This window comes from Paenibacillus sp. FSL R7-0163 (assembly GCF_037969975.1).
Lineage (GTDB): Bacteria > Bacillota > Bacilli > Paenibacillales > Paenibacillaceae > Paenibacillus_AQ > Paenibacillus_AQ odorifer.
Genome location: NZ_CP150224.1, coordinates 4,732,340 through 4,755,139, shown reverse-complemented (window position 1 = coordinate 4,755,139; position 22,800 = coordinate 4,732,340). Strand labels below are relative to the sequence as shown.

The 22,800-nt window shown below is 43.8% G+C and carries 18 protein-coding genes; 11 read left to right on the top strand and 7 right to left on the bottom strand.

Features of this window, described 5'->3' with window-relative positions; translation table 11 throughout:
- Positions 1-16 precede the first annotated feature (16 nt).
- Positions 17-1,558 (top strand): 2-isopropylmalate synthase, encoded by a 1,542-nt coding sequence (locus tag NST45_RS20870; RefSeq protein WP_036679482.1) that lies wholly within the window; start codon positions 17-19, stop codon positions 1,556-1,558.
- A gap of 288 nt (positions 1,559-1,846) precedes the next feature.
- Positions 1,847-5,749 (top strand): collagen binding domain-containing protein, encoded by a 3,903-nt coding sequence (locus tag NST45_RS20865; RefSeq protein ID WP_339823663.1) that lies wholly within the window; start codon positions 1,847-1,849, stop codon positions 5,747-5,749.
- A gap of 67 nt (positions 5,750-5,816) precedes the next feature.
- On the opposite strand, the gene NST45_RS20860 is transcribed toward NST45_RS20865, so the two are convergent.
- Positions 5,817-6,962, bottom strand: a complete 1,146-nt coding sequence (locus tag NST45_RS20860; RefSeq protein WP_051491105.1) for a response regulator — start codon at positions 6,960-6,962, stop codon at positions 5,817-5,819.
- An 84-nt stretch (positions 6,963-7,046) separates the two neighbouring features.
- Positions 7,047-10,151, bottom strand: a complete 3,105-nt coding sequence (locus tag NST45_RS20855) for an ATP-binding protein (protein WP_038569221.1) — start codon at positions 10,149-10,151, stop codon at positions 7,047-7,049.
- Between the two features lie 118 nt (positions 10,152-10,269).
- Between NST45_RS20855 and NST45_RS20850 the strand changes: the two genes are divergently transcribed.
- From NST45_RS20850 to NST45_RS20835, 4 genes are all read left to right on the top strand, one after another.
- Positions 10,270-10,836, top strand: a complete 567-nt coding sequence (locus NST45_RS20850; RefSeq protein ID WP_051491104.1) for an RNA polymerase sigma factor — start codon at positions 10,270-10,272, stop codon at positions 10,834-10,836.
- Complete coding sequence (locus NST45_RS20845; RefSeq protein ID WP_038569222.1) at positions 10,833-11,285, top strand: zf-HC2 domain-containing protein; 453 nt, start codon at positions 10,833-10,835, stop codon at positions 11,283-11,285. Before NST45_RS20850 ends, NST45_RS20845 begins: the two co-directional genes overlap by 4 nt.
- A gap of 75 nt (positions 11,286-11,360) precedes the next feature.
- A complete protein-coding gene (locus tag NST45_RS20840) occupies positions 11,361-11,858 on the top strand; it encodes a hypothetical protein (protein WP_036680114.1) in 498 nt (165 codons plus the stop codon).
- A 17-nt stretch (positions 11,859-11,875) separates the two neighbouring features.
- Positions 11,876-12,967, top strand: a complete 1,092-nt coding sequence (locus tag NST45_RS20835) for a DUF5668 domain-containing protein (RefSeq protein ID WP_076107263.1) — start codon at positions 11,876-11,878, stop codon at positions 12,965-12,967.
- Positions 12,968-13,041: 74 nt separating this feature from the next.
- Here NST45_RS20835 and NST45_RS20830 read toward each other — a convergent pair whose 3' ends face one another.
- Positions 13,042-14,022, bottom strand: coding sequence for an aldo/keto reductase (locus NST45_RS20830; protein ID WP_036680109.1), 981 nt, complete (start codon positions 14,020-14,022; stop codon positions 13,042-13,044).
- A 226-nt stretch (positions 14,023-14,248) separates the two neighbouring features.
- Between NST45_RS20830 and leuB the strand changes: the two genes are divergently transcribed.
- The 5 genes from leuB (at position 14,249) to NST45_RS20805 (ending at position 19,782) form a co-directional block, all read left to right on the top strand.
- Positions 14,249-15,331, top strand: a complete 1,083-nt coding sequence (leuB, locus tag NST45_RS20825) for a 3-isopropylmalate dehydrogenase (protein WP_036680106.1) — start codon at positions 14,249-14,251, stop codon at positions 15,329-15,331.
- A 171-nt stretch (positions 15,332-15,502) separates the two neighbouring features.
- A complete protein-coding gene (locus NST45_RS20820; protein ID WP_036680102.1) occupies positions 15,503-16,042 on the top strand; it encodes a peroxiredoxin in 540 nt (179 codons plus the stop codon).
- Between the two features lie 225 nt (positions 16,043-16,267).
- On the top strand, positions 16,268-16,675 hold the full coding sequence (locus NST45_RS20815) for a hypothetical protein (RefSeq protein WP_036680100.1): 408 nt from the start codon (positions 16,268-16,270) through the stop codon (positions 16,673-16,675).
- Positions 16,676-17,066: 391 nt separating this feature from the next.
- Entirely contained in the window at positions 17,067-18,170 is a 1,104-nt protein-coding gene (locus NST45_RS20810; RefSeq protein WP_038569226.1) for an ATP-binding protein, read from the top strand.
- Positions 18,171-18,276: 106 nt separating this feature from the next.
- Entirely contained in the window at positions 18,277-19,782 is a 1,506-nt protein-coding gene (locus tag NST45_RS20805; protein WP_143759125.1) for a leucyl aminopeptidase, read from the top strand.
- Positions 19,783-19,880: 98 nt separating this feature from the next.
- Here NST45_RS20805 and NST45_RS20800 read toward each other — a convergent pair whose 3' ends face one another.
- The 4 genes from NST45_RS20800 to NST45_RS20785 all read right to left on the bottom strand — a co-directional run bounded on the left by NST45_RS20800 (position 19,881) and on the right by NST45_RS20785 (position 22,606).
- Positions 19,881-20,027 carry a hypothetical protein gene (locus NST45_RS20800; RefSeq protein WP_176462669.1) on the bottom strand — a complete coding sequence of 49 codons (147 nt, stop codon included), beginning with the start codon at positions 20,025-20,027 and terminating at the stop codon, positions 19,881-19,883.
- A gap of 103 nt (positions 20,028-20,130) precedes the next feature.
- Complete coding sequence (locus NST45_RS20795) at positions 20,131-20,310, bottom strand: FeoB-associated Cys-rich membrane protein (RefSeq protein WP_038569228.1); 180 nt, start codon at positions 20,308-20,310, stop codon at positions 20,131-20,133.
- A 44-nt stretch (positions 20,311-20,354) separates the two neighbouring features.
- Positions 20,355-22,367, bottom strand: coding sequence for a ferrous iron transport protein B (feoB, locus tag NST45_RS20790; protein ID WP_076141105.1), 2,013 nt, complete (start codon positions 22,365-22,367; stop codon positions 20,355-20,357).
- Entirely contained in the window at positions 22,364-22,606 is a 243-nt protein-coding gene (locus NST45_RS20785; protein WP_036680093.1) for a FeoA family protein, read from the bottom strand. Before NST45_RS20785 ends, feoB begins: the two co-directional genes overlap by 4 nt.
- Between the last annotated feature and the right edge of the window lie 194 nt (positions 22,607-22,800).

Sequence of the window (22,800 nt, the reverse complement as noted above, 5' to 3'; positions counted from 1 at the left end):
TTGGGAGGTGCTTAGCATGCGGAAAATTTATGTGTTCGATACGACACTGCGAGATGGAGAGCAGTCACCAGGTGTGAACCTCAACACGCGTGAGAAAGTGGAGATCGCTTACCAGTTAGAGAAGCTGGGAATTGATCGCATGGAAGCGGGTTTTCCTGCAGCTTCTCCAGGTGATCTAGCTTCTGTTAATGCGGTGGCAAGAGCTGTGAAGAACGTCACGGTAATCGGCCTTTCTCGTTCTAGAGAGACAGATATTGATGCTGTAAAAGAAGCACTACAGGGAGCGCAGGACCCTTGTATTCATATTTTTCTAGCTACATCTCCTATTCACCGCCAGCATAAGCTACGGATGGATAAGGCTCAGGTGTTGGAAACTGCACAGTCTGCTATCCGATACGCTAAAAAATATTTCCCTAAGCTCGAGTTTTCATTAGAAGACGCGGGCCGTACGGAGTATGATTTCATGGCTGAAATGGTCGGCATGGCTATCCGGGAAGGCGCTAATGTTGTTAATATCCCGGATACTGTAGGTTATTTGAATCCTTCGGAGTACGGAGCTATCTTTAAATATCTAAAAGAGAATGTGCCTGATATTGAACGCGTACAGCTTAGTGCCCATTGTCATAACGATCTTGGTATGGCTACAGCAAATACGCTGGCTGCGATTCAGAATGGTGCAGATCAGATCGAAGGAACGATCAACGGTATCGGTGAACGTGCCGGGAACACAGCGATTGAAGAAGTTGCGCTAGCGCTTGAGACACGGGCTGAATTTTTTGGCGCAAAAACATCGCTTACGTTATCCGAGATCTCTCGCACAAGCCGTCTGGTCAGCAAGCTGACAGGTATGGTGGTTCCAGGGAATAAAGCGATTGTAGGAGCTAACGCATTTGCTCATGAATCGGGTATTCACCAGGACGGGATGCTGAAAGAGAAAACTACCTACGAGATCATGACACCGGAGACTATTGGACTTAAAGAGAGCAAGCTGGTACTCGGCAAACACTCTGGACGTCACGCTTTCCGCGATAAGTTGAGTGATCTAGGGTATGATGTGTCCGAAGAAGAGCTGAACACCGCTTTTTCTAGATTTAAGGATTTGGCAGATAAGAAAAAAGAAGTATCAGATGAAGACATTTTGGCTTTGATTGAAGAGAAATTAATTGATACGCCAGAAGTCTTTAAGCTGCAAACGATGTTCGTTACTTATGGTAATGAAGCTGTTCCAACCGCCAAGGTTATTATTGCGGGTCCGGAAGACCAGCCGATTGTAGCTGAGGCAGAAGGTAATGGTTCAGTAGATGCCATCTACAATGCTATTGATAAAGCCACGAATGAGGAAGTTACCCTTGGAGATTATTCGATTAAATCGGTCTCCCGTGGTAAAGATGCACAAGGTGAGGTTCATGTAGTACTGTCGCAGGGAGAAGTAGCTGCACAAGGCCGTGGACTTAGCACCGATATTCTGGAAGCAAGTGCCCGCGCTTATATTGATGCGCTGAACAAGCTTCTGGAGAAGCGTAAGACTTACACCAAACGTGATCACGCTAGTCTATAAGATGTACAATGTTGTTATTTTTATTTTCCACTAAGTAGTAAATACGACAGGGATATGCGAGTTATTGCGCATATCCCTGTTTTTTTTGCAATAAAAAGATCTCCAAGACTGTAATAGGATGCTGTTCAGATTATGTATAGATGGACTATTTACAATAGTTGTTAGGTTGCAAATTTATATCATGAAAAAGAGTCAAGGAGGTTAATGCGGGGGAGTAGAGTACGGGATTCAAAGGATAAAGCTTAGGGAAGCACGATAAACGGAGTGACAAAGGAGGCATTTTTAATAATGTTATCAAAAAAGAAAATTAGCGCATTGCTCGTAGTATTCTTGCTTGTGACGCAATGGGCTTACAGCTTTGGCTTTGGAGTCAATTCGCAGGCATATGCGAGTGGCAACGGTACTGTAATTGGAGATGACCTCATTACTAGTGTTACGCTTGCTGTATACACCGATGATAAATACACAAATACGGTTACAGAAAGCGTATATGAACTTGATTCCTATTCGGAATTGAACTATACATGGTCACTTCCAGATGGGCATGGATATAAGGATGGGTCCACCTATACCTTTGATCTTCCAACACAGTTTGAACTTTATAACGATCTGAATGGTGATCTTATTTTTGACGATGAACCTGTAGGGACTTATACCGTCGACAAAAATACTAACCGCGTTGTATTTACATTTAATGCTTATATCGAAACCCACGATAAAGTGGGAGGGACTTTCTCCGTAAGGTCGCTTTTGAGCTCCAAGAAGATTACTGGCTCCACGAAGCAAACCCTGATTTTCCCGATACAAGGCGGTACTCAGATCATTGAGCTTAATTTTAAGCCGAAGGTTAGCTCTACTATAGAAAAAGACGGTTCGCCTAAGCCGCAGTATTATAACCCAACAAGCATCGCTTGGACGGTTGATGTGAATAAGGCACTGGAAAGCGTAAAAAATGCAGTTGTCACAGACACACTCCCTGCGGGATTATCACTGAATACGGTATCTATTGCTGTTTATGAGCTTGATGTGAAGGTCGATGGGACTGTGAGTCTTGGCAATATAGTGGACAGCAGCAAGTATGATGTGACAGGATCCACTTTGGGAGAGTTAAAGCTGAAATTTGCGGATAACCCGCTTACTAAGGCCTACCGGATTGGCTTTTCTACGGATATTACTGGTACTGGTGTAGATGCGAAAACCTTTTTGAATGAGGCAGTCTTAACAGGAGATAACGGATTTTCTAAAAAGGCTAGCACTACAGTTACAGTAGGACGTGGCAAACCACTATCGAAAGAGTCCACTAAATACGATGCAGCGAATCAGGTGATTTCCTGGGCTGTTAATTTCAATTACAATGAAAAAACAATTTTAGCGGCAAATGCTATTTTGAAGGATACATTCAATAACACCCAAGATCTGATTCTCAGCTCGGTTAAAGTTTATCCTGTAACGATCGACAGTAATGGCAACGGGGTTAAAAGCGCGGAAATCGCTTCAAGCGAATATACAATAACTCCAACAACTGCAACGGGATTAAATGGTTTTGATCTGAAATTTAACAATGATATTAATTCTGCCTACCGTATTGAATATCAGACAAAGGCAAATGGCAGAGTATTTGATGATGGCAAGATTACGAACAAGATTACTTATGATGGAAAAACAGAAACGGGTTACAGTGATATCAAGCAGCAAATTCTCCATAAAAATTATAGCAACGTTAATTATGCGACTAAGACCCTCGATTGGACTATCCAAATTAACGATGACAGCAAGACTATGGAAAATTTAGTGGTGACAGATACTTTTGGCAATGCCGGATTAAAGCTTGTCCCGGGTACATTAAAGGTTCAACCAACTAAAGGTGGAACTGCTACCGTCCATAGTGTTGTTTACAATGCGCATGATCCGGTTGCAGTAAACGATGGATTTGTGATTACTTTTAATGCGCCGATAAATGAGCCTTACACAATTACTTATACAACAAGCTTTAACTATGATTGGCTGGCTCCGGGCAAAACTCAATTCACTAATACAGGTGCACTCGATTGGAAAGAAACGGTTAATGGGGTGCAGGAGTCTAAGCACAAAGAAGCGACCGTAACCTTTAATCCAAGAGATGAGGTTAAAAACAATGGGAAGAAGAGTGGTTCCTACAATGCTGTAACTAAGGAAATCACTTGGAACATTGGGGCTAATTATAATCAGAAAACGTTAAGCCAAGCTCAACTGGTTGATACCATTTCAGCTGGCCAAGTTGTAAATATGGATTCTGTGAAAGTGAATAAATGGGAGTATGGAAAGGATGGAAATCCTTCTCCTCAAGCTAGTGTGAATTCCGCTGATTATAAAGTGGAGCTGGATGGCAGTGAGCTGAAGGTGACATTTAATAAAACGATTAATTATGCGTTCTACGTCACTTTCAAAACAACGTTCGCGGATCAAGCGATTGATTCAAATGAAATTAAAAATACAGCTACGTTATATGATGGTACGAAAGTAGAGTCCGCTAAACTGCAAGCTTCTGTTAATATCCCTCAGGGCGGGGAATATGTTAACAAAGAAGGTGCGCAGGATGGCAATAAAATACATTGGACGGTTTACATCAACCGTAACCAATCTTTTGTAAAAGAAGCGGTAATTACGGATATTCCAAGCGACAATCAAATCTTGCTGTTCAATACATTCCATGTCTACAAAACGAAAGTTGCAAGCAATGGGGATGTAACATCCACCAACCAAGAATTGGTGAGTGGTACAGATTATAAGCTGGAAATCACAACGGATAATGACGGAAAAGAAAGCTTTAAGCTTAGTTTCCTGAAGGATATTTCCGAAGCTTATATTTTAAAATATGATTCCCTGATCACAGCACAAAACAATGATAAGGTAACCAATCAGGTTAGTTTTGATGGTAAAAACATCAAGGTAGTTCCAGGTGTAAGCACCGAGGAAATTATCGTTAAGCTCTCTAGCGGCTCCGGTACAGGAAGCGGCGTAAGAGGACCGTTGACGATTACCAAAGTAGAAGACGGGAATACCAGCAAGGTGTTAAGTGGGGCCGTTTTTGATCTGTATCGCGTAGTTGATGCCGATAAGATCTGGATTAAGGAAGGCACGACGGATACAAACGGGATACTTGAATTTACCAAACTGACAGGTGGGAAATATGTATTAATTGAGAAAACAGCACCTGCTGGTTATGTTCTTGATCAAACACCACATGAAGTGACTATTTCTTCGACGACAGGGATAAGCCTTCAGGTTAAAAACAAAGTTCCGACACCAACAGCAACGCCTATACCGACCGTAACGCCAGCACCAACGGTAACACCAACGCCAGCGCCAACAGCAACACCAACGTCGACGCCGACAGCAACGCCAACGTCGACACCAACAGCAACACCAACGTCGACGCCAACAGCAACACCAACGTCGACGCCGACAGCAACACCAACGTCGACGCCAACAGCAACACCAACGTCGACACCAACAGCAACACCAACGTCGACGCCGACAGCAACACCAACGTCGACACCAACAGCAACACCAACGTCGACGCCGACAGCAACACCAACGTCGACGCCAGAGGAACCGACAGGTCCTATCTGGACACCATCACCGACTCCGGAAGTAGTCGTTACTTCTACGCCAACACCAACACCAGTTGTGGTGGCAACACCTTCACCAACACCGATGGTAACGCCAGTGTCGACAGCAACGCCAACGGTTACGCCAACAGCTACTCCAAGCCAGCCTGTGGCAACTAGTACGCCTGTTGTTCCGCAGGTAACTCCACCTGTGCAGAAAGAGATTACCAATGAAGATGTTCCTATTGAAGGTGAAATTCCACTTGGGGGAGTGCCAAGCCTGGGAGATGAGCCGGGACATGGTAAAGTAATTATTACTAAGGATGGCAAATGGGTCTACACACCTGATCCGGGCTATATTGGTAAAGATAAGTTCACCATTATTGTTACAGATGAGAATGGAAATGAAGAAGAAATCCTCATAGAGATTGATGTGGAGGAAGTACCAAAGGGTACAGTCACTAAGCCAGGAAATAACAGCAATAAACCGACTCAGCTTCCGAAAACGGGAGAAGACAGCGCATTTCCGATCTACTTGGTAGGTGGAAGTCTGGTACTACTAGGGTTTGTATTAACAAGACGATTCAAACGTAATAACTAGGAAGGTAATAATAAAGACACCCGGTTTTATCCGGGTGTCTTTATTATGTCTTGATAGGGTATTTAGCTCATCGCACTCTATGGTTAAACTGTTCCCATTGCTCGTACCAGTGCTCAACGCTGGCTGGAAGGCCAAGGTTAAGTTCCTTTTGGAACAAATCCTTGAGCAGCTTGTACTGCTCTTCCACAGCGGAACGTTCTCCAATACTGTCGTAGACCTTCATTAATCCTAAATGCCCTTGTTCAAAATAAGGCTGCAGCTGCACTACTCGTTGATAGACAGTAACGGCTTCGGCAATTCTGTTGCTTTCTATATAAAATTGGGCAATGCCCATTGCATGGTGCAGCCAAATGGTACGAAGGCGTTGCCGCTCACTTTCGGCCCATAAATAATCATAATCGTCAAAGTAATCTCCAGAATAAAGCTCGAATAAAACTTGATGCTCCGCACAATTAACTTCACTAATGGTTTCCAGAGCCAGAATCCCCTGTTCCCACTTATCTACATCGATCAACATTGATCCGGTTTCAAGGGTATAGCCTTCCCCCCCGCTAAGGTTGCTGATATGCAGGTCGACTTCATTCTGCTTTAAGCATTGCCGGACTTGATAAATTGTTGTATAGAGATGGGTAGAAGCCTTTTTCAGATTAAAGTCAGGCCACAGCAGTTCAATCAGCATGTCTTTACTTACAAAGCGGTTGCGATTATGGAGCAAAAAAGCAAATAACTCTTGGGCCTTAGAGGTTCTCCAACGCAGATTATTCAGAGATTGTCCACCTCGTTCAAAACGAAGCGATTGAAGACAACGAATGGTTACCTCTTCTGTTGCAATGATGAGTTTTGGGGCAAGTGACAATCTTTCTTCTAACCGTTGGACGGCCTTCAGTAGTCGGTCATTTCGCACAGGCTTCAAAATATAATCGAGCGCATTGATCTCAAAGGCTTCCACAGCATAATGGTTATACGCGGTAACAAAGATAATATTTGCGTTTGGACAGGTCTCTTGGAGCATCTCGGCAGCTTGAAGACCATTAATTTCAGGCATTTCAATATCAATAAAAATAACGTCAGGATGATAAGACGGAGCCTCTTGAATGGCCTGCGAGGGGTCCGTATAGGAAGCGGCTATATGTATGGATGGTATTTTTTTTAACATAAACTCTAATTTCACAAGGGCAAGCCGTTCATCGTCAACTAATATTGCCTGAATCATTATTAATCACCACTCAGATATAGTATTTTAGCCAAAAATACGTCGAATCCTTACTTGATATTTGGGTTCACAATAGTTTGTCTGTTAATCAGAAAGTTTTCGAATCGGATTTTTTTTGTCAGAAGGAATAATAAAACTCACAGAAGTTCCTTTCCCTTCGGAGCTTTTAATCTGCAGCCCTTTTCCGTAGACCCGCAACAGCCGTTTATGTGTATTTAAAAATCCGATTCCTCGTACATCATTAGACGGATTGCTGAGCAACTGCTGGAGTTGTTCGTTTTTCATGCCTTGGCCATTGTCTGATATCGTGATTTCAATATCGCCAGCTTGTTCCTTGATGGTTATGGACACCGTTCCTCCTTGGGAGCGACTCAAAATACCGTGCCGGACAGCATTTTCAACCAGTGGCTGTATAGTCAGAGGCGGCAGCTGAAAATGCAAGCTTTCCTCATAATCCCAATGAATGGTCATCCTATCTTCAAAGCGCTCCTTCTCTATGTAGAGGTAGGCATGAACAAGCTCAAGCTCTCGTTCAATCGGTATCATAGGCTCAGCATTCAGGAAATTGAAGCTTAAACGCAAATAAGAGCTGAAGGCATCCACAAGGTGACTCATTCTATTAATATCAAAAGAGGCCAGCGCGGATATTGAATTTAATGTGTTGAACAAGAAATGTGGTTGTATTTGCGCTTGAAGATAGGCAGCTTCCACACGAAGCCGTTCGTTTACGGACTGTTTTAGATCTGTTAAGGAGCGTACACGGGCCTTCAGCTCTATTGCATTCATAGGCTTCATTACATAGTCATTTGCACCTGAAATGAATCCGGTATAAATATCTTCTGGTTGGTTTCGTGCCGTCAGAAGCAAAATGGGAAGCTCAGCAATGGTGTAACGTTCACGAATTCTATGCGCCAGTTCATACCCGGACATTTGTGGCATCATTACATCTGTAATAATTAAATCCCACTGAGCGGTATCCAGCAATAGTAAAGCATCGTTTCCGCTGGTCACCGTAACGATTTCATAGTCCTTGATGGAAAGTACGTTGGTAAGTATTTTTAGATTAACCGGATCATCATCTACAGCCAGAAGCTTGGGTCTCCTGCCATGGGCTGATGAAACGATACCCGGCGCGGTTAATTTGGATAAAGTGATCATAGATGGCGTGTCCGAGAATTCAGTCATAGAGGGCAGTTCTGAATTCAATACCCGGCTGGTTGAATCGTATAACGGCATTGTGAATGTGAAGGTAGTACCTTCTCCAAGTGTAGAGACTACACTTATTTTCCCGCCGTGAAGTTCAACTAACTGCTTGCTGGTGCTTAATCCAAGCCCGATGCCACCGCTAACTTCGTTCATGCTGGAGTCGCCCTGTTCATAGGGCTGGAAAGCTCTGAGCAACGTCTCCTCGTTCATGCCAAGACCAGTATCCGTAATATGAATCTGCGCCGATTTTTTATGAATATCTGCATGGATTCTTATCGTGCCTACAGTCGTATATTTAACAGCATTTTGAAGCAGATTGAACAAGATCTGAATGAGTCTTTTTTCATCAGCCACAATAGAAGGGAATGAATCTGGTATTTCTGAGATTAAGGTTAAAGATTTCCCTTCTGTTAAGAATTTGAACATATCAAGCACACCCACTGCGAAGGATTGAATCTTAAGTTCTCTGAGCTGCAATTGTATATTGCTTTCACGGAGCTGGGATTGATCCAGCAGATCGTCTACCAGAAGGGACATACGTCTTCCAACGGTAATGAGCAGTTTTAAATTCTCAGCATTTTGATGCGTTACAGTGTCACGCTCGCTGTCCAGAACAGTTTCGGCAATGTTAATGATACTGTACAGCGGATTTTTTAATTCATGTGAGGTGTTAGCCAAAAAAACATCCTTTTGCGTAACACTTCTCTGCAGGCTGTGCGCCAGTTTTTCTGTCTCCTTAGTATTCCAGTGATATCGCTTAAATCCAAAAGTCGCAAAGCACAAAAAGGCGATAATTAGATCAAAAGGATAATAGGTAACGTTGACCCAGTTATAATTCTTGAACATTCCCCAAAGTGTGCTGTTAACGATGGCAAGCATGGATAACAACAGGAAAATAGAGCCTTCGTAATTTTTAACAATAGATCTCAGAAAAAGAATTACGACACCTAATGCTAAAACTAATAAATTTATGCCGAAAATCAGTGTGTGAAATTCATAATAGTGAACAACGGGTCCAAATAATATGAACAGGATGTCTACTATGGACAGGATGGTTAGGATACGAATACTTTTTATTTTTAAATCCGCGAACAAAAGATGTTTGCTTGTCTGCAGGATAAAAATAAATACAGCAATATAAGAGATAAAAAATAGTTTGAAATTCCATTGATAGTTCAAGGGAAGTACGTGCAATAAAAGCCTGTCATCATCTATAAGTACAGTAGTTATAGCGGATATTACCAGCAGAAAAAAATAGATCAACATCTTTTGCCGCAGCCCAATTATATATAAAATAACAGCATATACAGCGTGCAGCAGCAGTACAACACATAATAGCAACTGTAGGCTAATAGAGAGCAGTCTTTCCTGTGTTAAAGCTTTTTCGCTGCCAAATACAATCGTTTTAGAAATGCCTCCCGTTTGGGAAAAGGAATAGTTGGCTACATGGATCACAATTTCAAGTTCACTTTTATCGGTTGTAAAGGATACTGAATAAGGCAGTATGTATGGGATATAGTGCTCTTTACTCTCAGCAGGAGTGCCAGAGCTGCCCAGCTGTTCACCATTGATATACACTTCTGAAGAAGAGCGAGCTCCGGAAATGAGAAGACTATAAGATTGCTTCTTATTATTATCTGTAAGCACACGTAGTCGATAGGAGCCGTAGCCATAAGCCGATTTATCACTATCGCTATCGCTAAGTGCATCTTTCCAGTTCCCCGGGACTTGTATATATTTTGTAGGAGCAGAAGTTAGAGATTGTTCGTTGAATGAAGGAAGCAGCATACCCGGGTAGAACTCCCACTGCCCATTTAAAATAAGAAGTTTGTCCGGATTCAAATTTTGATCCCGTAAATCCAACACCCCATTGATCAATGGTGGTTGTGTGGTGTGTGGAGAAATCATTACCCATAGGATACGAAATCCAGTGAGTATAATAAGAAACAATGCGATAATTAAGAAGAGTTTTCTTTTAGTCATAGTAGTTAAACATTATTCGACAACAAACTATATATTCCTCTCTTCGGCCTATTTCAAAAAATTCAAAAAAATTTATGCATAGGTTGCAGGGGGGAAGGATTGTCTGGCGTCTAACGTTATGAAGGTGAAGGAGGGGAGAAAGCTGGAAGAGGCAGAATGGATTGCTGCTGTGCTGAACGGTCAACATCAAGCCTTTGGGCATTTGGTGACACGTTACCAAGGCATGGTATACAGAGTATGCGTCAAAATCACAGGGGAAGCCGAATCGGCCAAAGATATGGCCCAGGAGGTTTTTATAAAAGCATATAAAGCGCTCCCCTCTTTCAGAGGACAGTCCTCCTTCTCGACATGGCTGTATCGGATTGCCTACCGCACCTGTCTGGACTGGAAACGGGCCAACGATAGGGAGTGGAAGTACCGAAGTGCAGCTGATTACACAGAAAATGATTGGGTAACGTCTCAAACTCCGGAGCATGAGGTACTTGAGCAGGAAACATCAGCTGAATTAGGAGAGAATGTGAACAGTCTGGCGGAACCGTACCGGTCGGTCGTCCAGCTGTACTATTTTCAGCGGAATTCCTACCAAGAGATTGCAGAGCAAAAGGGAGTTTCCGTGAAAACAATCGAATCGCAGCTTTATCGAGCCAGACAGATGATGCGTAAACAAAGGGAGGAATGGCGATGAATTGTGCAATAGTGAAGGAATGGATGCCACATTATATAGACGGCCTACTGTCTCCAGAGATGGAGCTGAGTATCCGATTGCACATAGAGTCATGTCCTGATTGCGCAGAGTGGCTGGAGGAAGCCAAAGCAATGTCGGAGCTGTGGTCGGAAATGGATGCTGACAGAGAACAGCTGCAGGCGCAGATGGACTTCCCGGATCTCGCAGCAGATGTTATGACACATATTGAGCAGCTCGAAACAGGGCGCAGATCACGAGCGACTAAGGCGACAAATGTAAGACGTCGTTCTGCCCCAAAAACCTCATGGATTCATTATGGAGTGGCTGCTTGCCTCAGTTTGTTATTGTTGCAGTTTGGGGTATTTGAGAATTTGGCCTATGGCATTACCGAAATAAACGGCCATATGTCGAATTCAGTAACCCAGTGGTTTGGTGGCTTTGGGAGATAGAAATAAAATAATTGATCATTAATAGATGTTTAAATTGGCTAAAGTTTTGCTACCCAAATTTTAGGAGGATGTATTATGATTAAGAAGAGACGTTGGCTCACTTTTATGCTGGCTATGGTACCTGGAGTAGGTCATTTGTACTTAGGCTTTAAAAAGCAGGGTTTACAGTTTATGATCGGGGCGTCCTTATGTATAATGTTTATTCCGTCCGAGCCCTTGATCTTCCCGTTTGCCCTGGCGGCGCTGTGGTTTTATCAATTGTTTGATGCCCTGCAGAAGGCGGCTTGGATGAAAATAACTGCTGCTGAACACGAACGAATGATGTTTCATCCAGACAGCTTCGGAGCCCCTTGGACCATGGGGATGTCCTCTATGCCTGGATATCCGCATGAAGAGATCAATCCAGCTTGGGTGGGAATCGGCTGTGTTGTTGCTGGATTCCTCATGTTGGTAATCACAGCTTTCCCTACCCTTTGGGATATGCTGACTGAGATCAACATCGGCACGATCTTATTATCAGTGGGTCTGATTGCGTACGGACTGAAGATGTTAAGGAACAATACGAGAGCATAAGAAACGGGGATTTAACTATGGGGAGATGGAAAATAGGAAGTTTCACAGCAGCCTTGGGCTGCATTGCCCTTGGTGTCATTATCGTGATGGCTCAGTATGATATGATCAGCTATGAGGTGCTTGGTTTTTTATGGCCGGCGTTGTTGGTCTTATTCGGACTTGAGATGTTGATTAGACTTTTTATCAAATCCGATGTCAAAAGCCGTGTAAGCGGCTGGGCCATCCTGTTAATTATTGTGCTGATCGGAGCAAGTGGTGCTCAGACAGTAATGGCCGGAGGTTCACTCAGCAATCTGATCGGTAATACACATCTAACTCCGCTTAGTGGGAATGTGGAAGTGAAAGAGAATATTACGACGCTCAAAATTGTACTTCCAAGTGGAAAAGTAAAGGTTGAGGGTGTAGCTGGAAGCTCTTTGGATTATGAGGGAAGTTTACTGCTGCCTGGAAAATCGCAAAGTGATGCTGAAAGTGCACTAGAAAAGAAATGGAAGGTTAGTACTGAAGGAGATACACTGATTATGGAGCTTGATTCCGATCATAATTGGTTCTCTAACATTCAGTTTGGATTCAATACCAAAAGTCCTTATCTAAATGTAAGTGCACCCAATAACCTTGCTGTTGAGGTTGAGACAAGTGATGGCTCTATAGAAGCCTGGAATCTAAAGTCAGGTATAGAGGTTGAGACAAGTAATGGTGCATTAAATATTCATGATATAGTCGGCGAAGTGGATGCGCATACCAGCAATGGGTCACTATCCGTACAGAATATCCAAGGTGAAGTTGAACTCGTGAGCTCTAATGGAGCCATAGTATTGGATAACATTGATGGGACGTTGTCAGCCAAGAGCAGCAACGGCAAAATTACTATAAACTCAGCAGTGACCGGAAACTGGAAATGTACATCCAGTAATGGAAAGATTATAGTGGGCTTGCCGGCCGTGTCGGATGCGAAGATTATTGCAGATACAAGCAATGGCTCGCTGAAGGGGAATGTACCCTGGGATCGGGACGGCGATAGCTATGGTACCGCTGTGCTTGGTAAAGCCACTTATACTGTGGACTTAAGCACGAGTAATGGAAGTGTGACCGTGGACACAGCTGAATAAGAATGAATAAAAGGGAGCTGGGCTTCAGCGTATTGATTCTGCTGAGGCCTCAGCTCCTTTGTGATAGAACTTACCTACCAAGCATACGCTTTAGGGGCTTCACCGCCGGGTCCAGGGAATATTTCATCTAGTCGTTTAAGCACAGCTTCATCTAGCACAATCTCAAGACTGCGCAGCGCACTCTCAAATTGCTCCAGGGTGCGAGGGCCGATAATTGGAGCAGTTACAGCAGGATTAGCCAGTAACCAAGCAAGAGCGACATTATCCTGTGGTTCTCCCAGCTCCATACATAAGCTGGCAAAAGCCTCAAGCTGGCTCTTGTGCTGCTCTACACGATCTGCATTTCCGCCACTCCGGCTGCCCTCTATTTTTTTGAGTGCATTTCTTCCGAGCAGACCTCCATCGAGTGGGCTCCAAGGAATAATACCTAGCCCCAGATGGCGAGCGGCTGGCAAAACTTCAAGTTCAGGAAGCCGACAGGTCAGGCTGTATTTATGCTGCTCTGAGACTAGTCCAAGAAAACCACGAGCCTTTGCTTCTTGTTGAGCTATGGCGATATCCCAGCCTGCAAAGTTACTGGAACCGACATAACCAATCTTGCCTTGACTCACAGCCAGCTCGAAAGCCCCCCAGAGCTCTTCCCAGGACGTACTGCGGTCTATATGATGCATCTGGTACAATTCAATATGATCGGTCTGAAGACGCTGCAGGGACCCTTCAAGATGGCGGCGAATGATATATGAGGATAATCCTTCTTCATCATTAGGACCATCAAGGTTATCATTCATGGCTCCATAAACTTTGGTGGCTAGTACAACCTTTTCCCGCCGCCCGCCGCCTTGTTTAAACCAGCGTCCGATAATGGTTTCAGTCAGGCCAGAATTTTCGCCCCAGCCGTAAATGTTAGCGGTATCAAAAAAATTAACACCTGCATCCAGTGCAGCGTCCATGATGCGGAAGGCTTCTTTTTCATCCGTCTGCGGGCCAAAATTCATCGTTCCTAGACATAGGCGACTGACCTTCATGCCGGATTTGCCAAGCTTTGCATATTGCACTTCGCATTCACTCCTTTGATAGATGACTTCATATTAATTGTAAACATCTTCAGAACTAAGAGCAAATATGCTCAGCATTGACGGTAGTGGTCTGATCCTCTCTATTTATAGGCTATACCTATCAGCTCAATAGAATCTATATCTTTGTCCTTTACGACTGGGTATGATACAACAATATAAAGAAGAACTATGTCTGTTAGAGCAGAAAACTTGAGGAGTGACTGAGATGAGTGAAGTTAAAAAAATCGCCGTAATCGCAGGGGACGGTATTGGACCAGAAGTTGTAGCAGAAGCGGAAAAAGTATTGAAAGTAACAGAAGAAGTATTCGGTTATGCTTTTGAAACAGAGCATGCATTATTTGGCGGTATTGCTATAGACGAGAAGGGCACTCCGCTGCCGGAAGATACCCTTGAAATCTGTCGTAGCGCAGATGCTGTGTTATTGGGTGCTGTTGGTGGACCAAAATGGGATAATAATCCAAAGGAGCTTCGTCCCGAAACCGGACTACTTGGAATTCGCAAAGCACTGGGGTTGTTCTCCAACCTGCGTCCAGCTGTCGTATTTGACTGTCTTAAGGATGCTTCGACTTTGAAGCCTGAAGTCCTGGAAGGCACAGATCTTATGGTAGTTCGCGAACTGACTGGCGGGATTTACTTCGGAGATAAATTGCGCCGTCAAGGAGAACATGGTGAAGAAGCTGTGGACACCTGTGTGTATAACGTAATGGAAGTAGAACGAATTGTCCGCCAAGCTTTTGAGATTGCCGGCAAGCGCCGTAATAAACTGGCGAGTGTTGATAAAGCGAATGTACTTGAAACTTCACGTTTGTGGCGTGAGGTTGTGAATAAGATCGCTCCAGAATATCCGGAGGTAGAGGTAGAGCATGTACTGGTTGATAACTGCGCAATGCAGCTGCTGCGCCGTCCATCTAGCTTTGACGTTATCGTTACTGAGAACATGTTTGGTGATATCTTGAGCGACGAGGCTGCTATGCTGACAGGTTCTATCGGTATGCTTGCTTCAGCTTCGATGGGTGACGGCAACTATGGTCTCTACGAGCCCGTTCACGGCTCTGCTCCTGATATTGCCGGACAAGGGCTTGCGAACCCGATCGCAACAATCTTGTCGCTGGCCCTGATGTTCCGCTTAACCTTTGGTTATGAGGATGCTGCTGCTGCAATCGAAGCGGCAGTTGCTGCAGTATTGGATGCAGGACACCGTACAAGTGATATCGCCGTGGATAAGAGCAAAGCGATCAGTACAACTGAAATGGGCGACCTGATTGTTGCAGCAATCCGCAAAGCCTAATCTTCTATTTATAATAATTATAAATAAATAATTGATCTAATCTTGACTTTGATTTTGTGCGATGATACCATTTGTTAAGTAGACAAGATATTATCTATTTCAGCATTTTTCAGTATATTGAGAGATACAAATGGTATTTTTTCTTACATAATCAGAGGGAGGATTCTAGCAATGGCGGAACGTTTAGTAGGTAGACCGGCTCCCGATTTTACTATGGAAACCGTATCAGGTGATGGTAAGGATTTTGGTAAAGTAAGCTTGTCTGATTATCGTGGCAAATGGCTTGTATTCTTCTTCTATCCGCTTGATTTCACATTTGTATGTCCAACTGAAATCACAGCTCTCAGTGACGCAGCAGCACAGTTTGAAGCACTTGATACAGCGATTCTCGGCGCAAGCATCGATTCGATCCACAGCCACAAAGCTTGGATTAATACCCCTAAGGATTCCAACGGCCTTGGTCGTTTGAATTTCCCGCTTGCAGCTGATATTACGAAACAAGTCTCTAAAGACTATGGCATTTTGATTGAAGAAGAAGGTATCGCATTGCGTGGCTTGTTCATTATCGATCCTGAAGGCGAATTGAAATATCAAGTCGTTAACCACAATGATGTAGGCCGCAGTGTGGAAGAAACTCTTCGTGTTCTGCAAGCCTTGCAATCTGGTGGTTTATGCCCAATGAACTGGAAGCCGGGCGATAAGAATCTGTAAATTTTAGACCGTTATCATAGTGATCTTTGATATTCTGATTTCTACCTCCTTGCAGAAAATTTTCTGTAAGGGGGTTTTTTGCACCAAAAGATCTTGTATATCTAAATAGATTTGAAAATAGGCGCGAAAAGTTATATTATGTCCTCGAGTGGAGGAATCTCCATTGGGGTAATGTAATACAATAATAAACAATCAAAGGGTTATCTCTAAGGAGGGCGAACAAATATGAGCTTTTGCTGTGGAGCGAGTATGGTAGGAACAAAGGGGACCCTAAAACATTATCGCACGCAAGTCCATAATGTTCCCCTGCTTTTTTGTCCGGTATGTCATCGTGTGGAGGTTCACTACAAGGTCGAGAATGAATATGAGATCTTAGCGGAATATGCACATGGAGATGGTGTTACCGACGTGGACTTTCAGGACTATGTCATGGAAGACGAAACTGCAATTTTCGAGAACGTCATTAACGTCGAGAGTGAAGATCCTCTAGCCGTTGTACGCAATCAAATCGATATGGCGCTTGATCTGCTAGCTGTAGCCAAACAGATTGAGGATACCAAGTGGGAACGGGAATTGAAAAAAAGGTTAGCTGTGATGAGTCAGCGCCGTCTACGCCTGCAACAAAAGGCATAAGTTTATTACTAATTTTTTGGGCATGCCCCATTTTTCCATGTAAGCCTCCGCAATCGCGGGGGCTTTTTAGCTTTTTATAATCCTTTTTAGTTTTTCGTGATCCTTTTTAGATTTTTTTAAATCATTTAGGCGAATAAATAGCGATAAATATAATTTGATGTGATGTTTCATATGTCTTTGGAATCATTTTATGAATTTTTTTACCATTCGACAGTTTCTCCGATTGCGTTGTCTAGTTCTCTTGGATATGATTGGAATATAATTGAACCGGTTGGAAAAAGTGCAACGATTACCGAATGTTCTGGCGGCTTCGTCATACACTCAAATACATAGTAATTTGATGTCGCTTAAGCGTCTTCGTCAAATGCAGTAAAAGGGGGAACTTCGTATCGTGATTAGCCAATATCAAGAAAGTCTTCTATTACCGGGAAGAACCTATCAAACTGGACCTGTGGATACTACATACGAGGATGTTCTAGAGAATATTGACAGCGGAATCATGCTTTTTGATGAAGAGGGAGTTATAAGTTTTGTAAATAAGCAAATGTACGGGATGCTTGAACTTACCCGTCACTCTCTTGTGGGCTGCACATTTTCCCATCTACTGTCTAATGTTCGACTGAGCCGTTCCAAGAAAAAACAAGTAATGCAGAGCTACAGAGAGATGGTATACAAAGGAAAATCAAATTATGAGTTTCTAGACGAGTATGGCCGTTACTGGAAGGTTACTTTATGCTGCGGAGAGCAAATGAAAGGATGTTATTTGTTCACTGTCAAGGAAATCTCGGATTATAAGTTAATCGAACAAACGGCTTACCAGAACGATAGCTTGGCTATGCTAGGCAAATTATCCGCATCTATTGCCCATGAAATCCGGAATCCTTTGACCGCGATCCGGGGATTTATTCAACTGCTTCATCCATACTTGCACCAACTGGGGAAAGAGGAATATGCCAAGATTATATTGGCCGAGATCGATCGTGCGAACGATATAATCCATGAATTTCTGTCCTCCTCTAAGCCGTCAGTTCCGCAGGTGGGGATGATACCCGTGTCGGCATTGCTCAAGGAGGTTGTTCTCCTTACAGAGAGCGAAGCTTTAATGAAAGGCTGCCAGATCAATCTTCATCCTCTTCAAGAGGACATGGTGATTTCTGGCGATGTCAAACAGATGAAGCAAGTCGTGCTTAATATGATTAGAAATGCAATGGAGGCTGTAGCGGATCGAGAAGATGATTCCATGGGGAAAATCGAGGTTGGTGCCCGCAGAGAAGGCTCTGAGGTCCGTATGTTCATATCTGACAACGGTAAAGGAATGGATATTCGTACACTGGACAGGTTATTTAATCCTTTCTTTACTACCAAAGAGAATGGTACAGGATTGGGTCTTTCCGTAAGTGACCGCATCATCAAAAATCATGGCGGATGCATTTCTGTTAGCAGCAGAGTTAACGAGGGTACTCATTTTGTGATCTCTTTGCCATTAATCCATTAGAATAAGTAATAAGAGGCTGATCCCTGCGGATAATACAGATGCGGAGATCAGCCTTTGTTATGTTACAATGGGTGTTGGTTTTGGGAAACAAATGGAGGTAATCACAATGAATATAGAATACAACAGTGGTGTTGCCAACAATGTGCAGGGTGATGCCCTTATCCTTATTATTTCTGAGTCTGAGGTCGAGAATGGAGGCTTTTCCGAAGGATGGGATGACAGAATTCGCCTATTGGGAAAGACGGGTTTATTTAAAGGCAAGCTTAATCAGACTTATGTACTACCTGCTGAGAATTCATCTGGTTGTCCTGTTGTTATTTTGGTTGGCAGGGGGGACCAACTTCTCACGACTGAGGATCTAAGGCAAATGGGGGCTCAGACAGCCCGTGCAGCGCTTCGTTTGAAGGCGCTCAAGCTGGTATTTGAAGTGCCGGACAAATTACAGGAGCTTACCGTAGAGAAGGATGTGACTTCTATTGCTTATGCGCTGACGGAGGGGCTAATGCTAGGTTCCTATCGTCGGGCTACCTATAAGCAGGTGCAGTCTTTTTATACAGGCCCAACAGCAGTTGTTTTCACTATAAAAGAGAAATTAGAGGGTAATGCCGGACGGGATTGGACTCAAGGCATTCAGAAGGGGCTAGCTTTCGGTGAGGCCACGAATTTGGCGCGGAGCTTGACCAACATGCCTGGTAATCTATTGACCCCCTCAGACCTTGCTGTGGCCGCTATAGAGGTTGCTGAGCGATATGGCTTTCCTTCTGAGGTGCTGGATGAACGGGAAATTGAGCAAAAAGGAATGGGCGGATTGCTCGCAGTCGGAAAAGGAAGTGTAAACCCTCCACGAATGATCGTCATCCGTTATCAGGGGACAGGGAATTGGGATAACGTAGTGGGGCTTGTAGGGAAGGGAGTTACCTTTGACACCGGCGGGATCTCCTTAAAAAGGGCACCAGGTATGGAAGAGCTGATTAGTGATATGGGCGGGGCAGCGGCTGTACTCGGAGTAATGGAGGCGCTTGGCCGCTTACGTCCACGAATTAATGTCGTTATGGTTATTCCATCTGCGGAGAATATGCCATCGGCCAATGCTTTTAAGCCTGGAGATGTTATTACCTCCATGAGCGGACGAACGATAGAAGTGTTGAATACCGACGCTGAAGGCAGAATTGTACTGGGAGATGCGCTGACTTATGCTCGGGAATGGGGAGCGAAACGTATTATCGATGTAGCTACACTGACAGGCGCTGTGTTGTCCACTTTGGGAGATATAGCAACAGGTGCTGTAACTAATGATGAAGCGTTTCTGGAGCGATTTCTGGCCGCTTCAAGCTATTCAGGGGAAAAGGTATGGCAGCTTCCGGCATACCCGGAATTTCGTGAGATGCTAAAGAGCGAGGTTGCCGATATCCGTAACACTGCTGGAAGATATGGTGGAGCCACTACAGGCGGATTATTTGTAGGTGAGTTTGCTGAGGGCTTGCCATGGATTCATCTAGATATTGCTGGCACTGCATATGTATCTAAAGAACGTGGAGTTAATCCTAAGGGAGCAACAGGTGTCATGGTTCGTTCTATCATTCAGTGGCTGCTGAGCGAAAGCGAGATCTAAACATCCGGGGAGCTGTCCGTTCTAAACAACAAGGGGTGTTCCCTAAACCAGAGTCTGGTTTAGGGAACACCCCTTTATTGAAATCCAAGAGCAGAAGCTTAAACAGTACCACTGGATTTTTTGGCCTTCGATTGGGAAGTGTAAGATTGAATGCCGTTCATAATTTTATCGCGAGTTCCCTTATTCTTCAGTAAATATGCTGCTCCCAATGCGACCGTTGTAAATAATGTCTTTTTGGTATTCATAGGAATTACCTCCTTGGTATTGTCTGTAGTTGCTTATAACAAACATACCCGTTAGTTAAGGAGGCTAAACGATAAATCACTATTTATTGCCCATTTTACAAGCCTACTTCTTGTTGTTAACCGGTGTTGAACAACAAGAAAGCGGGGAATCCATCGATGCTGCCGAGCAGCTTTTTCCTTTATCACAGCCTGCACAAGCGCCCTGCTTTCCCTTTTGCACATGTCGATAGATGGTCCAGCCAGAATAACCGAAAATTAAGGCGACAATCACAACATTTATCATAATGGTACCCCACTTTCATCATGAGAATCTTATAATTTACAAGTCTACGACCATCCTAATAACCGTCCGCCTTGAAAAATAATTAAAGATACGATATACGCCAGAACGAGAGAATACCCCATGGAGAAGAAGGTCCATTTCCAAGACGCTGTTTCTTTTTTGATTACCCCTACAGTAGCCAAACAAGGAATATATAGCAGGATAAAAGCCATAAAGCTGATCGAACTCAATGGTGTGAAGACTTGAGAAATTTGATTTTCTAAACCAGCAGCATCTGGTGCATGATAGATGATATTCATGGTAGAGACTACGACCTCTTTTGCCAAAAATCCCGGAACCAATGTAGAGCCAGCCTGCCATGTTCCGAAACCAAGCGGTGCCAGTAGCGGGGCGATCATACCTCCAAACTTAGCCAGGAAGCTGTGATCCATGTCCACATCAAACCCGCCAGGACCGGCATAAGACATAAACCAAATAATTGCTGAGCCTGCAAGAATAATAGTTCCAGCTTTTCGCAGGAAACCCTTGCCCTTTTCCCAAGTGCTGCGCGATAAGGTCTTGATCTGCGGCATACGATAAGGTGGAAGCTCGATCATGAAAACTGAGGATTCATTTTTGAATAAATATTTAGAGAATACCTTACAAAGAATCAGAGCAAACACAATACCCATCACATACATGGACAGAACTGATACGGCCTCTTGCGCCGGAAAAAACACAGCTGCGAATAAAGCGTAAACAGGCAGTCTCGCAGAACAGGACATCAGCGGCATTAGCAAGGTGGTCAGCATGCGGTCTTTGGGCTGTTCGATGCTGCGCGCCGCCATTATGGCAGGTACATTACAGCCGAAGCCAATGATGAATGGAATAAATGCTTTTCCGTTTAGTCCCATACGTTCCATGGTGCTGTCCATTAATAAGCAAACCCGAGCCATGTATCCTGAATCCTCCAAGAAGGAAATGATCAGGAAGAGAATGAAGATTTGCGGGACAAAGACGAGGACGCCCCCTACACCGCTAATTAATCCATCGACAATCAGGGCATGCGTGAAGCTGGATGCTCCAAGCGTCTGAAGCAGGGAATTGGCTCCATCACTAATCGGTCCGGAGATCAGGCCATCGAGGAGATCTGATAGAGGTCCGCCGACCCAGTCAAATGTGGTCTTAAAGAGAGCATACATAAAGAAGATAAATAAGGGCAGTCCTAGAAAACGATGCGTCAATATGGAATCTAATCTTTCTGTTAAGTTATGAGGTTTCTGCGTTGTTGTATCAAGTACAACCTCACAAATGGAGTGGATATAATCCATCCGCTGTGAGCGAATCCATTGGGGGAGCGTCAGGGCCAGCTTTTTGATCTGTAGCTCACTCTGACAGGATTCACAGATGTTTAGCAGGCGAGTGGTGTCCATACGTGTCTTCAGAAAATGAAGAATAACCGGATTCTGCTCCATAAGCTGTAGAGCAATCCAGCGGTGATTTGGTAAGTCCTTGATAGGAAGTAATTCCTTTTCTATAGAAGATATTGCATGCTCTACAATCTCACCGTAGTTCAACTTGAACTTTACAGCGGGAATCGCAGAGGATTTCTCTAAAATACTGAGGACTTGTGCGCAGCCTTTTCCCGTTCTTGCAACAAGCGGGAGGACAGTTATACCCAGTCGTGATTGTAAGACTTCATGATTGATGCGAATTCCACGTGCATTAGCGACGTCAATCATATTCAGTCCGAGTAAGGTAGGTTTGCCATACTCAAGTAATTGAAGCGTGAGCAGCAGATTTCGTTCCAGCTGTGAAGCATCCACGATATTAATTAAGGCTTCTGGAGATTCTTCTATTAGATACTGGGCAGCAACCCCCTCATCGCGTGAGAGTGGGTGCAAGGAATAGATACCTGGCAAATCAATGAGCTTGCCAGCGCCGTTCTTCAGGCTGCCGATCTTCTTTTCTACCGTTACCCCTGACCAGTTACCAACATATTCGTATGAGGAGGTTAACGTATTGAAAAGAGAGGTTTTACCTGTATTGGGGTTACCTACAAGAGCTATTGAACTCAAGACACGTTCACCTCAATCAATGAAGCTTCCTTCCGGCGGATGGCGAACAGTTGTCCATTGCACTCTAAGGTAATAGGTCCTAAAAAAGGTCCTTTTCCTTTCAGGCGAATGCTCACACCCTCGGACACTCCAAGATCAGCCAGACGACGGCGTAGGATAGGATTGATTCCTTCTATTTTATGAATATATCCGGTCGAACCCGGTTGTAGTCGCAGCAATGAGCAAGAGGTAGAAGCCATTTTTATCCCTCCAAAAGAGACTGATAATCAATCTCAATGATTTTCTTGTAATGTAGCATTTTTAGGGCTTATTTACTGTGATCATTGTCGCTGACACGATGTGGTAATAGCATTAAGGAGAAGAAGATGAAATTCCTTTACATTTTATTCTTCATTAAAGTATGATTATACGATATAAATTGCATAGTAAAGCT